We start from the raw sequence: 20207 nt of genomic DNA on the forward strand, positions 1-20207 counted from the left end.
TTTCTTCCTTGCCGTAGAGTACGAACCCCGCCTGCTGGCGGGGTCATTATTATTATCTGTCTCAGGCCAGTTTGCGCAGGAACCCGCAAATCAGGTCGATAAAGTTCTGTCGTGAAAGTTCAGCCGCCGCCAGGGTTTGCGCGTGTGAGAGTTTCACATCCCCCAACCCTTCCGCCAGATTGGTGATCGCCGACACGGCAACCACTTTCAGTCCGCAATGGCGCGCGGTGATAACTTCTGGCACCACCGACATCCCCACCACATCGCCGCCAATAATCTGCATCATGCGGATCTCAGCGGCCGTCTCAAAGTTAGGGCCTGGATAAGAAACAAAAACGCCTTCATTCAGGGTGAAGCCTTCGTCAGCGGCAACGGTCTGCAAAACCGCACGATAATCAGCATCGTAAGCATTCGCCAGCGAGAAAAAACGCTCGCCAAAGCGCTCATCGTTCGGGCCAACCATCGGCGTCCCAGGCATGGTATTGATATGGTCACTCAGCGCCACCAGGCTCCCAGGCCCCACTTCCGGACGCAAAGACCCCGCCGCGTTGGTACAAAACAGCAGTTCGCAACCTAAAAGCTTCATGGTGCGAATGGCATCGGTCATAACGGTCATACCTCGTCCTTCATAGAAGTGTCCGCGCCCTTTCATACAGGCAACGGGAACCCCGGCAAGATGACCGAGCACTAACTCGCCCGCATGCCCATGAACGGTACTCACCGGAAAACCGGGCAGCTTCTCGTAGGAAATTGCCACCGCATCTTCTATTTGCTCAGCCAGCGCGCCTAAACCCGACCCAAGAATAAAGGCCACGCGCGGCGTAAAACCAGGTTTGTAGCCGCGGATAATATCAGCACTGTTCCAGGGATTCTGGGAAAAAGGGGTATCAGTCATAAGATGTCCTTAAAATCGGCGAGTTGATATGTAGGGGGTAAATAAGGGTTATAGCGAGAGTACGCAATCGATTACCAATACACTTTTTCCTGCCGATCGATAGCAAATTTATATTGATAGCGTTTTTCACAACTCAGGGAGAAGGTAAACATCACTGCCAGAAATGGCAGGGCGTACTCAAGGTCTGCAATTTTGTGCCGATATCCTGGTTTTCATGGCAAAAGGAAAACACGATGACGACCATCAACGTCTCAACCCCTTCCGTACAAAGCGGCGGTGGGGCCAAAGCCGCCTCCGGTAATAGTATTGCTGCCCAAATCGCGCAGATTGCGGAGAAAATTACCCAACTGACGCAAAAGCTCAAAGAAATACCAGACGGCAGCGGCAGTACGGAAGATAAGAAAAAGCAGCAAGAAATGATCCAGACACAGATCAAAGTGTTGCAGGCACAGCTTGCACAGTTACAGCGCCAGCAGGCCGAAGAGGCTCAGCAAAAGCAGGAGCAAGCCCAGGTTAACGTGCAAGGCGTTAATTATCCTTCCGACGACCATCAGATTGATATCTATATTTGATAAAGCGGATCCTGCGCACGTAAAGCGGTTAGTTCATTCGCCTGGGTGCGGACCACTTCCCACAGCGCCTGGGCGGCTGTTGACAGGGAGCGATTCTTGCGACGCGCCAGCATCAGTTGCCTCTCCACCACCGGCGTCAGTCGCTTCACCTGCAAGTGACTCCCCTGCGGCAGCGGTAACGCCAGCGCAGGCAAAATGCTAATGCCTATTCCTGCCTCCACCATCGGAAACAGCGTCGCCGGATGCCCAATCTCCTGCACAATATTGGCCTCTATTGCAAAATGCGCGAGCGCCGCGTCAATGAGCGGTCGACTCCCCGACGCGTAATCCTGTAAGACCAGCCGTTCCTGCCGGAGATCCTGCCAGTTCACCCATTCCCGTTTCGCCAGCGGGTGTGACTCATGGCAAAGCAGGAGAAAAGGCTCGGAGAGCACAGCTTCACATTGCAGATCGCTCACCGCGCCTGGATCAATCACAATGCCAAAATCCACTTCGCCCTGGCGGATACTTTCCAGCACCCACTGCTGCGGGCGATCGTGCAGGACAAAATCGATCGCCGGATAGCGCAAGTTACTTTGCGCTATGCATTGCGGAATGAGGTGAGCGGAGATCGTCTGGCTTGCCGCCACGCGGACCGTACCGGTGAGTTGCGTTCCCACCCTGCCCGCTTCCCGCAGCGTGATGTGCAGCTCATCCAGCAGTCGCTCCAGACGGCCCGCCAGTTGTTGACCGGCGTCCGTCAGCACCACTTCTCGCGTCGTGCGATCCAGCAGTTTGACGCCCGTCTGGCGTTCAAGCTCTTTAATACTGTGGCTCACTGCCGATTGACTCAGGCCAATACACTCCCCAGCACGGCTAAAACTTTTTTCCTGAGCTACAGTGACAAACACCCGAAGTTGACGCAGTGAATAATTCATCGATTCGATTCATATATAGATGCAATAAATCAATTTTATTTCTCAAAATGAAAAACGCAAAATGGTGGCACTGAATTGCTGGAGTTGTTATGAATATTTTTCGTATCCTCGATCCGTTTACCCTGACCCTGGTTACGGTCGTTCTGCTGGCGTCATTTTTTCCCGCTGAGGGAGATTTTGTGCCTGTTGTTGAAGGCATCACCACTGCCGCCATTGCGCTGCTGTTCTTTATGCACGGAGCGAAACTCTCGCGCGAAGCCATTATCGCGGGCGGTAGCCACTGGCGGTTGCACCTGTGGGTGATGTGCAGCACCTTCATTCTGTTCCCGGTGCTCGGCGTATTGTTTGCATGGTGGGCGCCGGTCAACGTTGATCCGATGCTGTACACCGGCTTTCTGTATCTGTGCATTTTGCCTGCCACCGTCCAGTCGGCGATTGCCTTTACGTCTCTGGCGGGCGGTAACGTTGCGGCGGCGGTCTGCTCAGCATCGGCCTCCAGCCTGTTGGGGATTTTCCTCTCGCCGCTGTTGGTTGGTCTGGTGATGAATATTCACGGCGCAGAAGGCAGCCTTGAGCAGGTCGGCAAAATCATGCTGCAACTGCTGCTGCCGTTTGTGCTCGGGCACCTTTCCCGCCCGTGGATCGGCAAGTGGGTCGCGCGAAATAAAAAATGGATTGCAAAAACCGATCAAACGTCGATTTTGTTGGTGGTCTATTCCGCCTTCAGCGAAGCCGTGGTTAACGGGATCTGGCACAAAGTGGGTTGGGGATCGCTGTTGTTTATCGTCGTGGTCAGCATCGTACTGCTTGCCATTGTGATAGCCGTGAATATTTTTGTGGCACGCAAATGCGGCTTTAACAAAGCGGACGAAATCACGATTGTCTTCTGCGGGTCGAAAAAGAGTCTGGCGAACGGCGTGCCGATGGCCAACATCCTTTTCCCTACGTCCGTCATTGGGATGATGGTCTTGCCGTTGATGATCTTCCACCAGATCCAGTTGATGGTCTGTGCGGTGCTGGCGCGTCGCTATAAGCGCCAGACCGAACAGTTACAGGCGCAACAGGACAGCCGCGCCGCAAAAGCTTAAAGCGGGCGTTTCAAGGGCTGAACCAGTTGGCTCAGCCCTTCGGTTTTGATTAGCAGCGTAATTTGCATCAGCTCGCCCAGTTTGCCCGCCGGGAACTCTTCCTTACGGGCAAACCACAGCAGATACTCTTCCGGCACGTCTATCAGCCGACGCCCTTTATATTTACCAAACGGCATCACCGTGTTGGCAATTTCAACGAGCTGCTCTTTTTCCATCTCAGACACCCAGCAGGCGGAGCATTTCCGCTTCGTCAATCACTGCAATCCCCAGCTCCTGCGCTTTTGCCAGTTTGGAACCGGCCGCTTCGCCGGCGATGACCAGATCGGTCTTCTTCGAGACGCTGCCCGCCACCTTCGCGCCAAGTTCGACCAGCCGCGCTTTGGCGTCATCCCGTGACATCTGGCTCAGGCTACCGGTCAGTACAATCGTCTTTCCGGCGAAAGGACTGTCAATCTCATCAGCATTGATTACCACCGGTGCAGGCCAGTGAATGCCTTCAGCCAGCAGTTGCGCAATGACATCGCGATTGCTCTCTTCAGCAAAGAAATTGAACACATGGGTGGCGACCACAATGCCCACATCCGGGACTTTTTGCAGCTCTTCAATGGAGGCGGCTTCCAGCGCCTCCAGAGTACCGAAGTAAGCGGCCAGACCGGCGGCCGTGGCCTCTCCAACTTCACGGATACCGAGTGCATACAGGAAACGGGCAAAGGTGGTGGATTTCGATTTTTCCAGCGCATCCACCACGTTTTGTGCCGACTTTGGTCCCATCCGGTCAAGGCCGGTCAGTTTACCGGCAGTCAGCCGAAACAGATCCGCCGGCGTATGGACATACTCTTTCTCAACCAACTGGTCGATAATTTTGTCGCCCATCCCGTCCACATCCATCGCGCGACGAGACACAAAATGCTTGAGAGATTCTTTACGCTGCGCGCCGCAAATGAGTCCGCCAGTACAACGGGCCACTGCCTCGCCTTCCACGCGCTCAACGTCTGAACCGCATATCGGGCAATGCGTCGGAAATTCTACTGGCCGCGTATTTTCCGGACGTTCGGAAAGCACCACGTTAACCACCTGCGGAATAACATCGCCGGCACGGCGAATCACCACCTTATCGCCAATGCGCAGGCCAAGACGCTCAATTTCATCGGCATTGTGCAGCGTGGCGTTACTCACCAGCACGCCCGCGACCTGTACCGGTTCAAGACGCGCAACGGGGGTAATCGCCCCGGTACGCCCGACCTGGAACTCCACGTCACGAACAAAGGTCATCTGTTCCTGCGCCGGGAATTTAAAGGCCACCGCCCAGCGCGGTGCACGCGCGACATAACCCAGTTGCTCCTGCAGCGCCAATGAATTGACCTTAATCACCACGCCGTCAATATCAAAGCCCAGCGTTGGGCGATCCGCTTCCACCTTGTGGTAAAACGCCAGCACCGCCTCCGGTGAATCACACAGGGTTACGCGGTCGCTGACCGGCAGCCCCCATGCTTTGAACTGCAGCAGGCGACCGAGATGAGTATCCGGCAATTCGCCGCCTTCCAGCACGCCAACGCCATAGCAGAAGAAAGTGAGCGGTCGCTTCGCGGTAATGCGCGGATCGAGCTGGCGCAGCGAGCCTGCCGCCGCGTTGCGCGGGTTAGCAAACAGCTTACCGCCCGTACGGCGAGCATCTTCATTGATCTTCTCAAAACCCGCCTGCGGCAGAAACACTTCGCCACGCACTTCCAGGCGTGCCGGAATGTTATCGCCGTGAAGTTTCAACGGAATGGCGCGGATAGTGCGCACATTAGACGTAATATCTTCACCGGTCGTACCGTCGCCGCGGGTTGCCGCGCTTACCAGTACGCCATTTTCGTACAGGATGCTGACCGCAAGGCCGTCCAGTTTCAGCTCGCAGCACCAGGTGAGCTTATCGCTGCTCTTTAAACGGTCCTGCACACGCTTGTTAAACGCCAGAAAACTCTCTTCATCAAAGACGTTGTCCAGCGACAACATCGGAACTTCATGACGAATCTGGCTAAAAGAGGCCAGCGGTGCGGCACCCACACGCTGCGTCGGAGAGTCGGGGGTGATCAGCTCCGGGTGTTGCGCTTCCAGTTCACGCAGTTCGCGCATCAGGCGGTCATATTCTGCATCGGGGATTTCTGGCGCATCCATCACATGGTAAAGATACTCATGATGGCGAAGCGTGGTTCGCAGTTCGGTCAGTTGTTGTTCGATTGATTCCATATCGCACCATCAATGATAAAAAACCCCCGACAGGCGGGGGTTCAGAAAGAAAGTTGTCGTGCATTGAGTGTATCAGGCGTTCGCTTCTTTCACTTCGCGGATGCGATCCTGATATTCTCTCAGTTTTTGCGGCGTCATCATCCGACGCTGATCGTCAAGCACCACGCCGCCCACTTCATCGGCAATATGCTGTGCGGATTGCAGCATCAGTTTAAAGTTTTGCAGTTCGTCGCCGTAAGACGGCACCTGCATGAAGATGGTCACGCCCGGCGTGGTGAAGTCGACCATTTCTGGATCAAACGTACCCGGGTTAACCATATTCGCCAGGCTGAATAACGCCGGGCCGCTGCCGTCCGGGCTCAAATGACGATGGAAAATACTCATATCACCAAATTTGAAACCGGCCTGCTGAATGCTGTTAAGCAGCACTTCACCATTCAACTCGCTGCCATGATGGGCAGCGACGTTCATGATGATCACCGCTTCTTTACGCTGCGGTTTTTCCGGGGCAGGCGCTTCTTCAACGACGGGTTCAGGCTGCGGCTCGACAACCGGTTCTGCGGGCTGGAAAGCCTGCTGCGTCGGCTGTGGTGCAGTCGGCTGAACGGGCTGAACCTGCGGCGCGACGGGTTGTTGCTGAACCGGCTGCGGCTGAGGCACAGGTTGCTGTGGCGCAGGCTGATGCACCGGTTGCGGCTGAGCGGATTGCTGCGGCTGGTGTACCGGCTGCTGCGGCGGACGTTGGGCATGCTGCGGCTGTACCGGCGCTTCAGACGATGGCTGAACCGGCTGACGCGGCTGTGCCGACGCGTACGGCGGCTGGTACTGGTGTTGCGGCGACTGGCGAGGAGCTTCATGCTCCTGCGGGTTGCCAGGGGCATGATTCACGCGGTGAACACGAACTTCACCCACGCCTTCGTCTGCTTCAACATCCTCGTCATACAAGTCGTCGTCGCGTTTTGATTTCATGCGTTTCAGTGGACGATCGCGGAACATAGAAGATCGTTCTTTACGGCTGGTCCAGAAACCATGTACCAGTAAAGCGATTATGGCGATCGCGCCAACAATGATTAATATCAGACGCAAATCCTGCATCATTATATTCTCTGTTGTTCTAACACCTTGCCACCACGGCAAACATTTACTCACTAAGAGTATTTGCCGATTACGTCAAGTGCAAGTGTACTCTTAGCTTTCACCGCATAAAGATGAACGAAATCGTGCTTTTTGCTGTTTTTTCGAACATTTCCGAACTGTTCTGTGTGCGATAACCCGGTAAGATACCCGTGTTCGCTTAGGACTTATACGAAAAGGAGCATGTCCTGACTATGGTGTCATCATCTGTCACTGCACCACGCAGCGGTTTTTACTACTTCGCTCAGGGATGGAAACTGGTTTCGCAACCGGGGATCCGTCGCTATGTCATTTTACCGCTACTGGTCAACATTCTGCTAATGGGCAGTGCGTTCTGGTGGCTGTTCACACAGCTGGATGTCTGGATCCCGTCGCTCATGAGCCACGTCCCGGACTGGCTGCAATGGCTGAGCTATCTGCTGTGGCCCGTCGCGGTCATTTCTGTGCTGCTGGTGTTTGGCTATTTTTTCTCGACCCTGGCCAACTGGATTGCCGCGCCGTTTAATGGGCTACTGGCGGAGCAACTGGAAGCGCGACTCACCGGTGCAACGCCGCCGGACACGGGCGTTCTGGGGATCATGAAAGATGTGCCGCGGATTATGAAACGCGAATGGCAAAAGCTGGCCTGGTATCTGCCTCGTGCCATCGTACTGCTGATCCTTTACTTTATTCCCGGCATTGGGCAAACCGTCGCCCCCGTACTGTGGTTCTTGTTCAGCGCCTGGATGCTGGCCATTCAGTATTGCGATTATCCGTTTGATAACCACAAAGTGCCCTTTAAAGAGATGCGCACCGCCCTGCGCTCCCGTAAAGTGACCAATATGCAGTTTGGTGCGCTCACCAGCCTGTTTACTCTGATCCCAGTGCTAAACCTTTTCATCATGCCGGTGGCGGTATGTGGCGCCACGGCGATGTGGGTGGATTGCTATCGTGCTAAGCACGCGTTATGGAAATAACGAAAGTTTGTGTAAATAAGAGGTTGTTTATAACGCCTCTTATTCCATACTGATACCCATTATTTCTTCATAGCATATAGATATGCGAAATCCTTACTTCCCCATATTCGTCTGAAGGGTATGCTGGGAAGGTATCCCAATTTCATACAGTTAAGGACAGGCCATGAGTAAGATTTTTGAAGACAACTCGCTGACTATCGGTCATACGCCGCTGGTTCGACTGAACCGTATCGGTAACGGACGCATTCTGGCGAAGGTGGAATCACGTAACCCAAGCTTCAGCGTGAAATGCCGTATTGGTGCCAATATGATTTGGGATGCTGAAAAACGCGGCGTGCTGAAACCGGGCGTCGAACTGGTTGAACCCACCAGCGGCAACACCGGTATCGCGCTGGCCTATGTCGCTGCGGCACGTGGCTACAAGCTGACGCTGACCATGCCGGAAACCATGAGTATCGAACGTCGCAAGCTGCTGAAAGCGCTGGGCGCGAATCTGGTGCTGACCGAAGGCGCGAAAGGCATGAAAGGCGCGATTCAAAAGGCGGAAGAAATTGTCGCCAGCGATCCGGAAAAATATCTGTTGCTTCAGCAGTTCAGCAACCCGGCTAACCCGGAAATTCACGAAAAAACCACGGGTCCGGAAATCTGGGAAGACACTGACGGCCAGGTTGACGTTTTTATCTCCGGCGTGGGCACTGGCGGTACGCTGACCGGCGTCACCCGCTACATCAAAGGCACTAAAGGCAAAACGGACCTGATTACCGTTGCAGTAGAACCCACAGATTCACCGGTTATCGCCCAGGCACTGGCTGGCGAAGAGCTGAAGCCTGGTCCGCACAAAATCCAGGGCATCGGCGCCGGTTTCATTCCGGGCAACCTGGATCTGAAACTGATCGATAAAGTCGTGGCGATCACGAATGAAGAAGCGATCTCCACCGCTCGTCGCCTGATGGAAGAAGAAGGTATCCTGGCTGGGATCTCCTCCGGTGCCGCGGTTGCTGCCGCGCTTAAGCTGCAGGAAGATGAAACCTTTACCAACAAGAATATTGTGGTTATCCTACCGTCATCGGGTGAGCGTTATCTGAGCACCGCACTGTTTGCCGATCTCTTCACAGAGAAAGAACTGCAACAGTAATGCCAGCATGTTAATAACGCGTAAAAAAGCACCTTTTCAGGTGCTTTTTTGTGGCCTGCTTCAAATTTTCACCCCACCTGCCATTGCTTCACCCCGCCAGGTCTGGTATTTAACCTGATTAATTATTTTGAAGCGCGAAATTAATCGTTACAGGAAAACTGCTGGCTGAATCGATTTTATGATTTGGTTCAAGTATTGATTTAGCGGCATAATGTTTAATGACGAGCGAAACGTCAGCGGCCAGAGGTTGCCTGCAACGGATTGCGTCAAACACCTGGTGTGTCGCGCCCGTTTACGCCGGCGCTAACAATACAGGCTAAAGTCAAACCGCCAGGCTAGACTTTAGTTCCACAACACTAAACCTATAAGTTGGGGAAATACAATGTTCCAGCAAGAAGTTACCATTACCGCTCCGAACGGTCTGCACACCCGCCCTGCTGCTCAGTTTGTTAAAGAAGCGAAAGGCTTCACTTCTGAGATTACTGTGACTTCCAACGGCAAAAGCGCCAGCGCGAAAAGCCTGTTTAAACTGCAAACTCTGGGTCTGACTCAGGGAACTGTCGTCACCATCTCTGCAGAAGGTGAAGATGAGCAGAAAGCCGTAGAACATCTGGTCAAGCTGATGGCGGAACTGGAATAAGTTTTTCCGGGTCCTTTTAAAAATCAGTCACAAGTAAGGTAGGGTTATGATTTCAGGCATTTTAGCATCCCCGGGTATCGCTTTCGGCAAAGCACTTTTGCTGAAAGAAGACGAAATCGTCATTGACCGGAAAAAAATTTCTGCCGACAAGGTTGATCAGGAAGTTGAACGTTTTCTGAGCGGTCGTGCCAAGGCATCTGCACAGTTAGAAGCGATCAAAACGAAAGCTGGTGAAACGTTCGGTGAAGAAAAAGAAGCCATTTTCGAAGGGCATATTATGCTGCTCGAAGATGAGGAGCTGGAGCAGGAAATCATAGCCCTGATTAAAGATAAACACATGACGGCTGACGCAGCTGCGCATGAAGTTATCGAAGGTCAGGCCACTGCCCTGGAAGAACTGGATGATGAATACCTGAAAGAACGTGCGGCTGACGTACGTGACATCGGTAAGCGCCTGCTGCGCAATATCCTGGGGCTGGCAATTATCGACCTGAGCGCAATCAAGGACGAAGTAATCCTGGTTGCCGCTGACCTGACCCCGTCCGAAACCGCACAGTTGAACCTGAACAAGGTACTGGGTTTCATTACCGACGCGGGCGGCCGGACTTCCCACACCTCTATCATGGCGCGTTCTCTGGAACTGCCAGCCATCGTGGGAACCGGTAGCGTCACCTCTCAGGTGAAGAACGATGACTATCTGATTCTGGATGCCGTAAACAACCAGGTTTACGTCAACCCGACCAACGAAGAAATTGAAAAACTGCGTGCCGTTCAGGAGCAAGTTGCCACTGAGAAAGCGGAACTGGCGAAACTGAAAGATCTGCCGGCCATCACCCTGGATGGTCATCAGGTTGAAGTGTGCGCTAATATCGGTACCGTGCGTGACGTCGAAGGCGCAGAGCGCAACGGTGCGGAAGGCGTGGGTCTGTATCGTACTGAATTCCTGTTTATGGATCGCGACGCGCTGCCGACTGAAGAAGAACAGTTTGCAGCGTACAAAGCCGTGGCTGAAGCCTGTGGCTCTCAGGCGGTGATCGTGCGTACCATGGACATCGGCGGCGACAAAGAGCTGCCGTACATGAACTTCCCGAAAGAAGAGAACCCGTTCCTGGGCTGGCGTGCCGTGCGTATCGCGATGGATCGTAAAGAGATCCTGCGCGATCAGGTTCGTGCCATCCTGCGTGCGTCTGCTTTCGGTAAACTGCGCATTATGTTCCCGATGATCATCTCTGTTGAAGAAGTTCGCGCGCTGCGCAAAGAGATCGAAATTTACAAGCAGGAACTGCGTGACGAAGGTAAAGCCTTTGACGAAACCATCGAGATTGGTGTGATGGTGGAAACACCGGCTGCGGCGACTATCGCGCGTCATTTAGCCAAAGAAGTGGATTTCTTTAGTATCGGCACCAATGATTTAACGCAGTACACTCTGGCAGTTGACCGTGGTAATGATATGATTTCACATCTTTACCAGCCAATGTCGCCATCTGTCCTGACGCTTATCAAGCAAGTTATTGATGCTTCTCATGCTGAAGGTAAATGGACTGGCATGTGTGGTGAGCTTGCAGGCGACGAACGTGCTACACTTCTGTTGCTGGGGATGGGTCTGGACGAATTCTCTATGAGCGCCATTTCTATCCCGCGCATTAAGAAGATTATCCGTAACACGAACTTCGAAGATGCGAAGGTGTTAGCAGAGCAGGCTCTTGCTCAACCGACAACGGACGAGTTAATGACGCTGGTTAACAAGTTCATTGAAGAAAAAACAATCTGCTAATCCACGAGATGCGGCCCAATTTACTGCTTAGGAGAAGATCATGGGTTTGTTCGATAAACTGAAGTCTCTGGTTTCTGATGATAAGAAAGACACCGGAACTATTGAGATTGTTGCACCGCTCTCTGGTGAGATCGTCAACATCGAAGACGTACCGGATGTCGTTTTTGCTGAAAAAATCGTGGGTGATGGCATTGCTATCAAACCAACTGGTAACAAGATGGTTGCACCGGTTGACGGTACGATCGGCAAAATCTTTGAGACCAACCATGCGTTCTCTATCGAATCCGATAGCGGTATCGAACTGTTTGTTCACTTCGGTATCGACACCGTTGAGCTGAAAGGCGAAGGCTTCAAGCGCATCGCTGAAGAAGGCCAGCGTGTGAAAGTGGGTGACCCGGTTATTGAATTCGATCTGCCGCTGCTGGAAGAAAAAGCCAAGTCAACCCTGACTCCGGTTGTTATCTCCAACATGGACGAAATCAAAGAACTGATCAAACTGTCCGGTAGCGTGACTGTGGGTGAAACCCCGGTTATCCGCATCAAGAAATAATTCTTGCCGCAGAGAAAAATGGCGCCTTCCGGCGCCGTTTTTTTATCTACCGGATGGCAAAACCCGCCTGATGGCGCTGCGCTTATCAGGCCGACGAGATATCGGCCCCGTAGGCCGGATAAGGCGCTTACGCCGCCATCCGGCATCAGTTTGCGGTTACAGCGGTGAGGTCACCGGGCGATAACACTTTTCACGCATCAGAATTTTCATCCCTTCCGGCCCGCTCTCCAGCATCCGCTTCTCTGAATCAGAAACCTGCAGTTCACACTGATAGCCGCCCGTGATGCCAAACATCGCGCGCGCCACGCAGATATCTTCCAGCGCATTCAGTCCGCTGGTTTCAAAATGCCCCACGATACGTCCCTGCTGGCGAACCACTAATCGATAACTCTTCATCGCGCCTCCCCTGCCGGAGGCAGTATCAGTTCGTCACAACCGCATTGCTGCGTCCAGGTCATCACTTCCAGCACGCGTTCCGCAGCCTGCTGTGTTGCCTGCGTCAATGATTTCCCCAGCACGATGCCACTGATCAGTTCGGCACAAAACAGATCGCCGGTCCCTTTCAGATCGGTTTCCACCCGCGGGTGCTCAATCACATCCCGCGTTTGGGCCGTGACCACCGCTACATTGATGGTTTCACTGTCCTGTCCTGGCGCGCTGGTGATGACAATCCACTTCAGCGTGTCGGTCAGCAGCGATCTCGCCGCGATAACAGCCTCCTCCAGCGTGCGACACGGCATACCGCTGAGCATCTCCAGCTCAAAAACATTCGGCGTCAGCCCCTGCGCCAGCGGCAGCAGGTGATGTCGATAGGCATCCGGTATCTCAGCTTTTACATACATTCCGCTGTCGGTATCGCCAATCACCGGATCGACCAGAACAGGAATATCCGGATGGGTTTGACGAACGTTTTGCAACCATTGCGCCAGTAGCGCGATTTGTTCAGCGCTGCCCATATAACCGGTGGTCACGGCCTTTAGCTCGCGCAGCGCATCACGCTCGCTTAACGCCAGCAAATAGCCACGGAACCAGTCTGCCGGAATGACACCCCCATAAAACGTGTCATAGTGCGGAGTATTACTGAACAGGACGGTAGGCACCGCCGTCACCCGCAAACCCTTTGCTTTGATGGCTGGCACAGCGATGCTGTTGCCGACGCTGCCATACACCACCTGTGACTGAACGGCGACAATATCGGTCTGTAACGCCCGATGCTTATCGTCGAAGAGCACTGACTGAATATCACTCTCCTGCCCCATAGTCTTCTCCTCTCACTGGACAGCGGGCGGGTGCCTCACTATTATCGTCATATGCTAAAATTCATTTTGTCATAGGTCAATAATGATCGACGGAAAAACCGCCAGCGAAATCTTTGACAGTATACGTCGGCACGTCACCAGCGGCGTGTTGCCTGCAGGTGAAACATTGCCGCCCGTGCGGGAACTGGCGGCACAGCTCAACGTGAATCGCAATACCGTCGCGGCGGCCTACAAACGGCTGGTTACTTTTGGACTAGCGCAAAGTCGTGGCCGCAATGGTACGGTCATAAAAAGCGCCTCTCCTCCCATCGCGCGCGAAGGCGGCGACCCACATACGCCATTGCGCGATCTCTCCAGCGGAAATCCTGATCCCGCTCGCCTGCCGGACCTGAGCCGTTATTTTGCAAAATGTCATCACGGCCACCGCCTGTACGGTGACGTGCCGGTTTCCCCGGAGCTAAAGCGCTGGGCCACACAGTGGATGCAGGATGCCGTTCCCGCTGCGGGTGAAATTGATATCACCAGCGGCGCGATTGACGCCATTGAACGCCTGTTGAGCGCGCATCTGCTGCCCGGCGACAGCGTGGTGGTTGAAGACCCCTGTTTTCTGAGCAGCATCAGTATGCTGCGCTATGCCGGTTTCAGCGCCAGCCCGGTGAGCGTCGACAGCGAAGGAATGTTACCTGAAGGGCTCGAACAGGCGTTGAGTAATGGCGCACGGGCGGTGATCGTCACGCCTCGGGCGCACAACCCGACGGGATGCAGTTTAAGCGCCACACGCGCTGGCGCATTACAGGCAATCCTTGCGCGATATCCCCAGGTACTGGTGATCGTTGACGACCACTTTGCGCTACTTTCCGCCTCCGCATGGCATCCGGTGATTGCGGCGGAAACGCTCCACTGGTCGATCGTTCGGTCAATGTCGAAAACGCTGGGTCCGGATCTGCGCCTTGCTATTGTCGCCAGCGATCCCGCGACCTCGGCAAAGTTACGCCTGCGCCTTAACTCCGGTAGTCAATGGGTCAGCCACATTTTGCAGGATCTGGTTTACGCTTGTCTGACGGATCCTGTCTGGCAGAAGACCCTGACGGAATCCCGCCAGTTTTATGCCGATCAGCAGCGCAAACTGGCGCAGGCACTGCGCACGCAAGGCATCCACAACTTTTTCCCCGGCGATGGCCTGAACCTGTGGTTAGCGCTTGCCGAAGCCAGCCAGAACGTTGCATTTGCGCTGGCGAAATCCGGCTGGCTGGTGCGTGAAGGCGACGCTTTCGGCGTTAACGCGCCCGCGCAGGGTCTGCGTATTACCCTTTCCACACTCAATGACAGCGATATCAACCGCCTGGCCGCCCATATTTATCAGGCGCTGAGTCAATAACAGGAGAGCATCCGTGCACGTCCATTTTATTATTCACGAATCATTTGAATCGGCAGGCGCTTATTTGCCGTGGGCTGAAACACGCGGTCACCACATCACCTGGACCCGCGTCTACGACAGCGAACCGGTTCCGGCCAACGCCGATGGCTTTGATATGCTGGTCGTATTTGGCGGCCCGCAGTCACCGCGCACCACGCTTGCAGAGTGCCCTTATTTTGACTCAAAGGCTGAACAACATCTGATCAACCAGGCCATCTCGGCGGGTCGGATCGTGGTCGGGATCTGTCTGGGTTCGCAGTTAATTGGCGAAGCGCTGGGAGCAAAGGTCTGCCAGAGTCCGGAAAAAGAGATTGGTCACTATCCCATTACGCTGACCGAAGCAGGAAAACAGCACCCGTTGCTTGCCCACTTCGGCTCTCCGCTGACGGTCGGCCACTGGCATAACGACATGCCAGGGCTTACCGATCAGGCCACGGTGCTTGCCACAAGCGTCGGCTGTCCACGGCAGATCGTGCAATATGGCAACTTTGTCTACGGCTTCCAGTGCCACATGGAATTTACCGCCGGGGCGGTGGAAGGGCTGATTCAACACTCTGAGCCAGAGCTGGCGGAAGCCAAAGGGAAGCGCTTTATTCGCTCAAAGGCGGAAATGCGCGAATGGGATTATAAGGAAATGAATGAAAAACTCTGGCAGTTTCTGGATCTGCTGGTGAAAAAACGTCAGGGTTAATCCATATGCCCGGTCATCGCCGGGCAATGTGGTTAAATTCCCGCGCCCTGGCTGAAGTGCTCTTCGCCAAACACGCCGGTGGAGAGATAACGATCGCCGCGATCGCAGATTATCGCCACCACCACCGCGCCCGGATTCGCTTTCGCAATCTGTATCGCACCGGCGACGGCACCGCCTGAGCTGACGCCACAGAAGATCCCTTCACGTACCGCCAGCTCGCGCATGGTGTTCTCCGCGTCTCGCTGGTGAATATCCACGACCTGATCGACAAGCTGAGCATTAAAAATGCCCGGCATGTATTCCGCAGGCCAGCGGCGGATCCCCGGAATACTGCTGCCCTCTTCCGGTTGCAGACCCACAATAGTGACCGCGCTGGCCTGCTCACGCAGAAAACGCGATACGCCTGTGATGGTGCCGGTGGTGCCCATGCTGGAAACAAAATGGGTGAGACGTCCGGCCGTTTGCCGCCAGATTTCCGGCCCCGTAGTGGTGTAATGCGCGTACGGGTTATCAGGGTTATTGAACTGGTCCAGCAGCTTGCCTTCGCCGCGTTGCGCCATCTCCAGCGCTAAATCGCGCGCCCCTTCCATCCCCTGCTCTTTGGTCACCAGAATCAGTTCGGCGCCATAGGCGCGCATCGCGGCGCGGCGTTCCTGACTCATGTTGTCAGGCATCAGCAGCTTCATACGATAGCCTTTCAGCGCGGCAATCATCGCCAGCGCAATGCCGGTATTACCGCTGGTGGCTTCGATTAACACGTCACCCGGTTTAATCTCGCCGCGTTTTTCTGCTTCAACAATCATCGATAACGCGGCGCGATCTTTCACCGATCCCGCCGGATTGTTACCTTCCAGTTTGACCCAAATTTCACTGCCATTATCCGGTGTCAACCGTTGCAGCTTCACCAGAGGCGTATTACCAATTGTTTGTTCTAATGTGTTCACAATGTCAGTCCAGAACCCAGGCCTGATAAACCCAGCGCCATCAGGCAAATGTGTATTGCCGGATGGTGGCATAACTGCCTTATCCGGCCTACATAAAAAACGCCCTGAGCTTACGCTATTTCTGCAAAAACGACATCATCATGACGTTCAATACGCTGATTGCCGTTATACAACCGGGCATTTTGCAGCCCGACAAACAGACGTTCACCGCGCACCGGGACATCATCGCCCTGCATGACGACCGTCAGCGGTTCGTGATACCACCCGAGCGGCTGCACAACTAATTGGGTGTAATGGCCTTTCGGACTGGCTTCGATGACCTGCACCGGCAGCGGAGAATCCAGACTGGTACGACGGCTGATATCCACTTCCCAGGGACGCAGGAACAGATCGACCGGTCCCTGATATCCCGGCGTATAGCCCAGCGGCCAGCGGTGTGCGCCGACATGGAACTGTCCGCCGCGGATCGTGCCCTGCAGACGGTTAACTTCCCCCATAAACTCCAGCACGAAGCGGGTCGCCGGTTCACGCCACACCTGATCCGGCGCATCGGCCTGTTCAATATTGCCCTGGCTCATCACCACCACGCGGTCCGCCACTTCGGTGGCCTCTTCCTGATCGTGCGTGACAAAGACGCTGGTGAATTTCAGCTCTTCATGCAGTTGACGCAGCCAGCGCCTGAGCTCTTTACGCACCTGGGCGTCAAGGGCGCCGAACGGCTCATCCAGCAGCAGAATTTGCGGCTCTACGGCTAAGGCGCGGGCCAGCGCGACACGCTGCTTTTGCCCTCCCGACAGCTGTGCCGGGAAGCGATCCGCCAGGTGAGCCAGTTGCACCATCTCCAGCAGTTTCATCACTTTGGCTTTAATCGCAGACGCATTTGGGCGCTCGCGACGCGGCAGTACGCTCAGGCCAAAAGCGATATTGTCAAATACCGTCATGTGGCGAAACAGCGCATAATGCTGAAAAACGAATCCCACTTTACGATCGCGCGCATGCAGGCGGCTCACGTCAGTGCCGTGAAAGCGAATATGCCCGCTGGACTGGTGTTCCAGCCCGGCGATAATGCGCAGCAGCGTGGTTTTACCTGAGCCGGACGGCCCCAGCAGAGCGACCATTTGACCGGAAGGAATATCCAGTGAGATATCGTTCAGCACCTGGGTGCGACCAAAAGACTTCTTAATATTGGCAATCTCAATACTCATGATTTTCCTCCTGTTGCGCGCGTTTTTCCTGGTTCTCCAGGCGCCATTGCAACATGCTCTTCAAAAACAGGGTAACAATCGCCATCAGCGTCAGCAGCGCCGCAGCGGTAAAGGAGCCGACGGCATTGTAGTCCTGCTCCAGTAATTCAATCTGTAGCGGCAGCGACAGGGTTTCACCGCGAATCGAGCCGGAAACCACCGACACCGCGCCAAACTCGCCAATCGCACGGGCGTTAGTTAAGACGACGCCGTACAACAGCGCCCAGCGGATGTTCGGCAGCGTTACGCGGCGGAACATTTGCCAGCCGGAAGCCCCCAGCAAAATCGCCGCCTCATCCTCGTGGCTGCCCTGACTGAGCATCACCGGCACCAGTTCGCGCACGACAAACGGACAGGTCACGAAGATGGTGACCAGCACCATCCCCGGCCAGGAGAACATAATTTGCAGGTTATGTTCATCCAGCCAGCCGCCCAGCGGCCCGTTAGAGCCGTAGAACAACAGATAAACCAGCCCCGCCACGACCGGCGACACGGCAAAGGGGATATCCAGCAGCGTCAGCAAAAGTTGCCGCCCCGGAAAGTTAAAACGGGTGACCAGCCAGGCGAGTAAAATGCCAAACACCAGGTTCACCGGTACCGCAATCAGGGCTATCAGCACCGTCAGCCAGATAGCGTGCAACATATCCGGATCGGCCAGATTTTGCAGCACAGGCATCAGCCCCTTGCTGAACGCCTGGATGAAGATATAAATCATCGGCACCAGCAGAATGAGCACGGAGACGATCATGCCGGTGCCAATCAGAAACCATTTTCCCCAGTTGATACGGGGCGCGTCATAGCGCTTCAAGTGAGTAACGTCCGCCATTAGTGACCTACCACACGCCGGCCAAAGCGACTTTGCAGGGTATTAATTGAAAACAGCAGTAACAACGATGCCGCGAGGATCACCGAGGCAATCGCGCTGGCGGCAGGATAATCAAACTCCTGCAAACGGATAAAAATCATCAGCGAGGTGACTTCCGTTTTCCAGGCAATGTTACCGGCGATGAAAATGACCGCGCCGAACTCGCCAAGGCTGCGGGTAAACGACAGCGCGACACCGGCCACCAGCGCAGGCGACAGTTCCGGCAGCACCACTTTGCGAAAGCTTTGCAGGCGCGTGGCGCCCAGCGTTTCCGCCGCTTCTTCGTATTCTGGCCCAAGCTCTTCAAGCACCGGCTGAACGGTGCGCACCACAAACGGAATGCTGGTAAACGCCATAGCCACGGCGATGCCAAGCCAGGTGTAAGTGACTTTAATATCAAACTTCGCCAGCCATTCGCCGTAGAGACCGTTAACGGAAAACAATGAAGCCAGCGTCAGGCCTGCCACCGCCGTGGGCAACGCAAACGGCAGATCCATCAGCGCGTCCAGCAGCGTCCGGCCCGGAAAGCGGTAACGGGTTAAGATCCACGCCATCAGCAGGCCAAACACGCCGTTAAAAATTGACGCCACAAACGCCGACAGCAGCGTCACCTTGTACGCGGCGACCACCTGCGGATTGGTGATCACATCCCAGTATTGCGCCCAGCTCATCTCAGAAAGCTGTACCACCAGCGCGCTGAGCGGCAGCAGCAAAATCAGGCAAACGAACAGCAGGCTGGTGCCCAGGCTTAAAGTAAAGCCGGGCAACACACGCCGGGAGGAGACGGCAAACATTACTTACGCCCCGCCGCCAACAGTTTGTCCAGCTCACCACCGCTGGTGAAATGGGTTTTCATCACCTCAGGCCAGGAGCCAAATTTCTCTTCCACGCGGAACAGTTCGGTCTGTGGGAATTTATCTTTCAGCTTGTCCATCACCTCCGGGTTGTTCACACGGTAGTAGTAGTCTGTGATGATGGTTTGCGCCTGCGGGCTGTACAGCCAGTTCAGATAGGCTTTTGCCGCTTTTTCGGTGCCGTTGGCCTGCACATTTTTATCCACCCAGGCAACCGGGAACTCAGCCAGAATATTGGTTTTCGGGATAACAACTTCAAAACCCTGCGCTTCATACTGTTTGCGAATGTTGTTCACTTCAGATTCGAAGCTGATCAGCACATCGCCTAGTCCACGTTCAGCAAACGTCGTGGTCGCACCGCGACCGCCGGTATCAAACACTTCGACGTTCTTCAGGAACTGAGTCATGAACTGTTCAGTTTTGGCTTTATCGCCGCCATCCGCTTTATCCGCTGCGCCCCACGCCGCAAGATAGGTATAACGCGCATTGCCGGAGGTTTTCGGGTTCGGGAAAATCAGCTTTACATCAGAACGGACCAGATCGCTCCAGTCATGAATGTTCTTCGGGTTGCCTTTACGTACCAGGAATCCCATCGTGGAGTAAAACGGTGAGCTGTTGTTCGGCAGACGGATTTGCCAGTCAGCCGGGAGAAGCTTTCCTTTGTCATGCAGGATCTGTACATCGGTCACCTGGTTGTAGGTCACCACGTCGGCTTTCAGGCCCTGTAAAATCGCCAGCGCCTGCTTTGAGGAACCCGCATGCGATTGTTTGATGGTCAGCTTATCGCCGTTGTTATCTTTCGCCCATTGCTGTTCAAACGGCGGATTCAGGGCGGCAAACAGCTCGCGAGAGACGTCGTAGGAGCTGTTTAACAACTCCGTCGCCTGCGCCTGACCGACCAGTAACAGCGACGCCATCAGCGTCAGATATCTTTTTTTCAGTAAGTTAACGGCCATTGCGCACCCTTATAAATTTGATGACTTTCTATTAGCCATAATATTTATAACGAGTGTGAAAGGAGTAACGGTTTTATATACCGT

21 protein-coding genes are annotated in these 20207 nt (G+C 54.5%); 9 read left to right on the forward strand and 12 right to left on the reverse strand.

The window, feature by feature from the left end; genetic code table 11:
- Positions 1-61: 61 nt before the first annotated feature.
- Positions 62-895, reverse strand: coding sequence for a xanthosine phosphorylase (gene xapA / locus QNN88_RS04795; RefSeq protein ID WP_414239180.1), 834 nt, complete (start codon positions 893-895; stop codon positions 62-64).
- 233 nt (positions 896-1128) lie between these two features.
- Between xapA and QNN88_RS04800 the strand changes: the two genes are divergently transcribed.
- Positions 1129-1467 (forward strand): FlxA-like family protein, encoded by a 339-nt coding sequence (locus tag QNN88_RS04800; RefSeq protein WP_414239181.1) that lies wholly within the window; start codon positions 1129-1131, stop codon positions 1465-1467.
- Here QNN88_RS04800 and QNN88_RS04805 read toward each other — a convergent pair.
- Positions 1458-2384, reverse strand: coding sequence for a LysR family transcriptional regulator (locus QNN88_RS04805; RefSeq protein WP_414239182.1), 927 nt, complete (start codon positions 2382-2384; stop codon positions 1458-1460). The two genes, QNN88_RS04800 and QNN88_RS04805, sit on opposite strands and share 10 nt — an antisense overlap.
- A gap of 89 nt (positions 2385-2473) precedes the next feature.
- On the opposite strand from QNN88_RS04805, the gene QNN88_RS04810 reads away from it, so the two are divergent.
- On the forward strand, positions 2474-3472 hold the full coding sequence (locus tag QNN88_RS04810) for a bile acid:sodium symporter family protein (RefSeq protein WP_414239183.1): 999 nt from the start codon (positions 2474-2476) through the stop codon (positions 3470-3472).
- Here the strand turns inward: QNN88_RS04810 and QNN88_RS04815 are convergent.
- The 3 genes from QNN88_RS04815 to zipA all read right to left on the reverse strand — a co-directional run bounded on the left by QNN88_RS04815 (position 3469) and on the right by zipA (position 6802).
- Positions 3469-3687: a DUF3820 family protein gene (locus QNN88_RS04815; protein WP_414239184.1), complete on the reverse strand. Its 219-nt coding sequence runs from the start codon at positions 3685-3687 to the stop codon at positions 3469-3471. The two genes, QNN88_RS04810 and QNN88_RS04815, sit on opposite strands and share 4 nt — an antisense overlap.
- A gap of 1 nt (position 3688) precedes the next feature.
- Positions 3689-5704, reverse strand: coding sequence for an NAD-dependent DNA ligase LigA (gene ligA / locus QNN88_RS04820; protein ID WP_414239185.1), 2016 nt, complete (start codon positions 5702-5704; stop codon positions 3689-3691).
- A gap of 72 nt (positions 5705-5776) precedes the next feature.
- The gene (zipA, locus tag QNN88_RS04825) at positions 5777-6802 is read right to left on the reverse strand and encodes a cell division protein ZipA (RefSeq protein ID WP_414239186.1); all 1026 of its coding nucleotides are present in this window, start codon (positions 6800-6802) and stop codon (positions 5777-5779) included.
- A 230-nt stretch (positions 6803-7032) separates the two neighbouring features.
- Between zipA and cysZ the strand changes: the two genes are divergently transcribed.
- From cysZ to crr, 5 genes are all read left to right on the forward strand, one after another.
- Positions 7033-7794, forward strand: coding sequence for a sulfate transporter CysZ (gene cysZ / locus QNN88_RS04830; protein WP_414239187.1), 762 nt, complete (start codon positions 7033-7035; stop codon positions 7792-7794).
- A gap of 163 nt (positions 7795-7957) precedes the next feature.
- Complete coding sequence (cysK, locus tag QNN88_RS04835; RefSeq protein WP_042317680.1) at positions 7958-8929, forward strand: cysteine synthase A; 972 nt, start codon at positions 7958-7960, stop codon at positions 8927-8929.
- 382 nt (positions 8930-9311) lie between these two features.
- Positions 9312-9569 (forward strand): phosphocarrier protein Hpr, encoded by a 258-nt coding sequence (gene ptsH, locus QNN88_RS04840; protein ID WP_000487600.1) that lies wholly within the window; start codon positions 9312-9314, stop codon positions 9567-9569.
- A gap of 46 nt (positions 9570-9615) precedes the next feature.
- The gene (gene ptsI, locus QNN88_RS04845; protein ID WP_414239188.1) at positions 9616-11343 is read left to right on the forward strand and encodes a phosphoenolpyruvate-protein phosphotransferase PtsI; all 1728 of its coding nucleotides are present in this window, start codon (positions 9616-9618) and stop codon (positions 11341-11343) included.
- Between the two features lie 40 nt (positions 11344-11383).
- Positions 11384-11893 carry a PTS glucose transporter subunit IIA gene (gene crr, locus QNN88_RS04850; protein ID WP_000522253.1) on the forward strand — a complete coding sequence of 170 codons (510 nt, stop codon included), beginning with the start codon at positions 11384-11386 and terminating at the stop codon, positions 11891-11893.
- A gap of 156 nt (positions 11894-12049) precedes the next feature.
- Here crr and QNN88_RS04855 read toward each other — a convergent pair whose 3' ends face one another.
- Entirely contained in the window at positions 12050-12289 is a 240-nt protein-coding gene (locus QNN88_RS04855; protein WP_414239189.1) for a cytoplasmic protein, read from the reverse strand.
- Positions 12286-13152, reverse strand: coding sequence for a pyridoxine/pyridoxal/pyridoxamine kinase (gene pdxK / locus QNN88_RS04860; RefSeq protein ID WP_414239190.1), 867 nt, complete (start codon positions 13150-13152; stop codon positions 12286-12288). Before pdxK ends, QNN88_RS04855 begins: the two co-directional genes overlap by 4 nt.
- An 82-nt stretch (positions 13153-13234) precedes the next feature.
- On the opposite strand from pdxK, the gene ptsJ reads away from it, so the two are divergent.
- Positions 13235-14530 carry a transcriptional regulator PtsJ gene (gene ptsJ / locus QNN88_RS04865; RefSeq protein WP_414239191.1) on the forward strand — a complete coding sequence of 432 codons (1296 nt, stop codon included), beginning with the start codon at positions 13235-13237 and terminating at the stop codon, positions 14528-14530.
- Between the two features lie 13 nt (positions 14531-14543).
- The gene (locus QNN88_RS04870; protein ID WP_414239192.1) at positions 14544-15260 is read left to right on the forward strand and encodes a type 1 glutamine amidotransferase; all 717 of its coding nucleotides are present in this window, start codon (positions 14544-14546) and stop codon (positions 15258-15260) included.
- 32 nt (positions 15261-15292) lie between these two features.
- Here the strand turns inward: QNN88_RS04870 and cysM are convergent, their stop codons facing one another.
- The 5 genes from cysM to cysP form a co-directional block, all read right to left on the reverse strand.
- Positions 15293-16204 (reverse strand): cysteine synthase CysM, encoded by a 912-nt coding sequence (gene cysM, locus QNN88_RS04875; protein WP_414239193.1) that lies wholly within the window; start codon positions 16202-16204, stop codon positions 15293-15295.
- Between the two features lie 110 nt (positions 16205-16314).
- On the reverse strand, positions 16315-17409 hold the full coding sequence (gene cysA, locus QNN88_RS04880) for a sulfate/thiosulfate ABC transporter ATP-binding protein CysA (RefSeq protein ID WP_414239194.1): 1095 nt from the start codon (positions 17407-17409) through the stop codon (positions 16315-16317).
- Positions 17399-18274, reverse strand: a complete 876-nt coding sequence (gene cysW, locus QNN88_RS04885) for a sulfate/thiosulfate ABC transporter permease CysW (RefSeq protein ID WP_414239195.1) — start codon at positions 18272-18274, stop codon at positions 17399-17401. Before cysW ends, cysA begins: the two co-directional genes overlap by 11 nt.
- Positions 18274-19107, reverse strand: coding sequence for a sulfate/thiosulfate ABC transporter permease CysT (gene cysT / locus QNN88_RS04890; protein ID WP_414239196.1), 834 nt, complete (start codon positions 19105-19107; stop codon positions 18274-18276). The genes cysW and cysT overlap by 1 nt, the downstream gene beginning before the upstream one ends.
- On the reverse strand, positions 19107-20123 hold the full coding sequence (gene cysP, locus QNN88_RS04895; RefSeq protein WP_414239197.1) for a thiosulfate/sulfate ABC transporter substrate-binding protein CysP: 1017 nt from the start codon (positions 20121-20123) through the stop codon (positions 19107-19109). The genes cysT and cysP overlap by 1 nt, the downstream gene beginning before the upstream one ends.
- Positions 20124-20207 lie beyond the last annotated feature (84 nt).

Source organism: Citrobacter sp. ANG330 (assembly GCF_047467925.1).
Classification (GTDB): Bacteria; Pseudomonadota; Gammaproteobacteria; order Enterobacterales; family Enterobacteriaceae; genus Citrobacter_A; species Citrobacter_A amalonaticus_G.

Bases quoted from the DNA above. Each gene is read 5' to 3' on its own strand.
- cysT (WP_414239196.1), bottom strand. From the start codon at position 19,107: ATGTTTGCCGTCTCCTCCCGGCGTGTGTTGCCCGGCTTTACTTTAAGC.
- cysP (WP_414239197.1), bottom strand. From the start codon at position 20,123: ATGGCCGTTAACTTACTGAAAAAAAGATATCTGACGCTGATGGCGTCG.
- cysW (WP_414239195.1), bottom strand. From the start codon at position 18,274: ATGGCGGACGTTACTCACTTGAAGCGCTATGACGCGCCCCGTATCAAC.
- QNN88_RS04810 (WP_414239183.1), top strand. From the start codon at position 2,474: ATGAATATTTTTCGTATCCTCGATCCGTTTACCCTGACCCTGGTTACG.
- xapA (WP_414239180.1), bottom strand. From the start codon at position 895: ATGACTGATACCCCTTTTTCCCAGAATCCCTGGAACAGTGCTGATATT.
- ligA (WP_414239185.1), bottom strand. From the start codon at position 5,704: ATGGAATCAATCGAACAACAACTGACCGAACTGCGAACCACGCTTCGC.
- pdxK (WP_414239190.1), bottom strand. From the start codon at position 13,152: ATGGGGCAGGAGAGTGATATTCAGTCAGTGCTCTTCGACGATAAGCAT.
- ptsJ (WP_414239191.1), top strand. From the start codon at position 13,235: ATGATCGACGGAAAAACCGCCAGCGAAATCTTTGACAGTATACGTCGG.
- ptsI (WP_414239188.1), top strand. From the start codon at position 9,616: ATGATTTCAGGCATTTTAGCATCCCCGGGTATCGCTTTCGGCAAAGCA.
- ptsH (WP_000487600.1), top strand. From the start codon at position 9,312: ATGTTCCAGCAAGAAGTTACCATTACCGCTCCGAACGGTCTGCACACC.
- crr (WP_000522253.1), top strand. From the start codon at position 11,384: ATGGGTTTGTTCGATAAACTGAAGTCTCTGGTTTCTGATGATAAGAAA.
- cysK (WP_042317680.1), top strand. From the start codon at position 7,958: ATGAGTAAGATTTTTGAAGACAACTCGCTGACTATCGGTCATACGCCG.
- QNN88_RS04855 (WP_414239189.1), bottom strand. From the start codon at position 12,289: ATGAAGAGTTATCGATTAGTGGTTCGCCAGCAGGGACGTATCGTGGGG.
- cysA (WP_414239194.1), bottom strand. From the start codon at position 17,409: ATGAGTATTGAGATTGCCAATATTAAGAAGTCTTTTGGTCGCACCCAG.
- cysZ (WP_414239187.1), top strand. From the start codon at position 7,033: ATGGTGTCATCATCTGTCACTGCACCACGCAGCGGTTTTTACTACTTC.
- QNN88_RS04815 (WP_414239184.1), bottom strand. From the start codon at position 3,687: ATGGAAAAAGAGCAGCTCGTTGAAATTGCCAACACGGTGATGCCGTTT.
- zipA (WP_414239186.1), bottom strand. From the start codon at position 6,802: ATGATGCAGGATTTGCGTCTGATATTAATCATTGTTGGCGCGATCGCC.
- QNN88_RS04805 (WP_414239182.1), bottom strand. From the start codon at position 2,384: ATGAATTATTCACTGCGTCAACTTCGGGTGTTTGTCACTGTAGCTCAG.
- QNN88_RS04800 (WP_414239181.1), top strand. From the start codon at position 1,129: ATGACGACCATCAACGTCTCAACCCCTTCCGTACAAAGCGGCGGTGGG.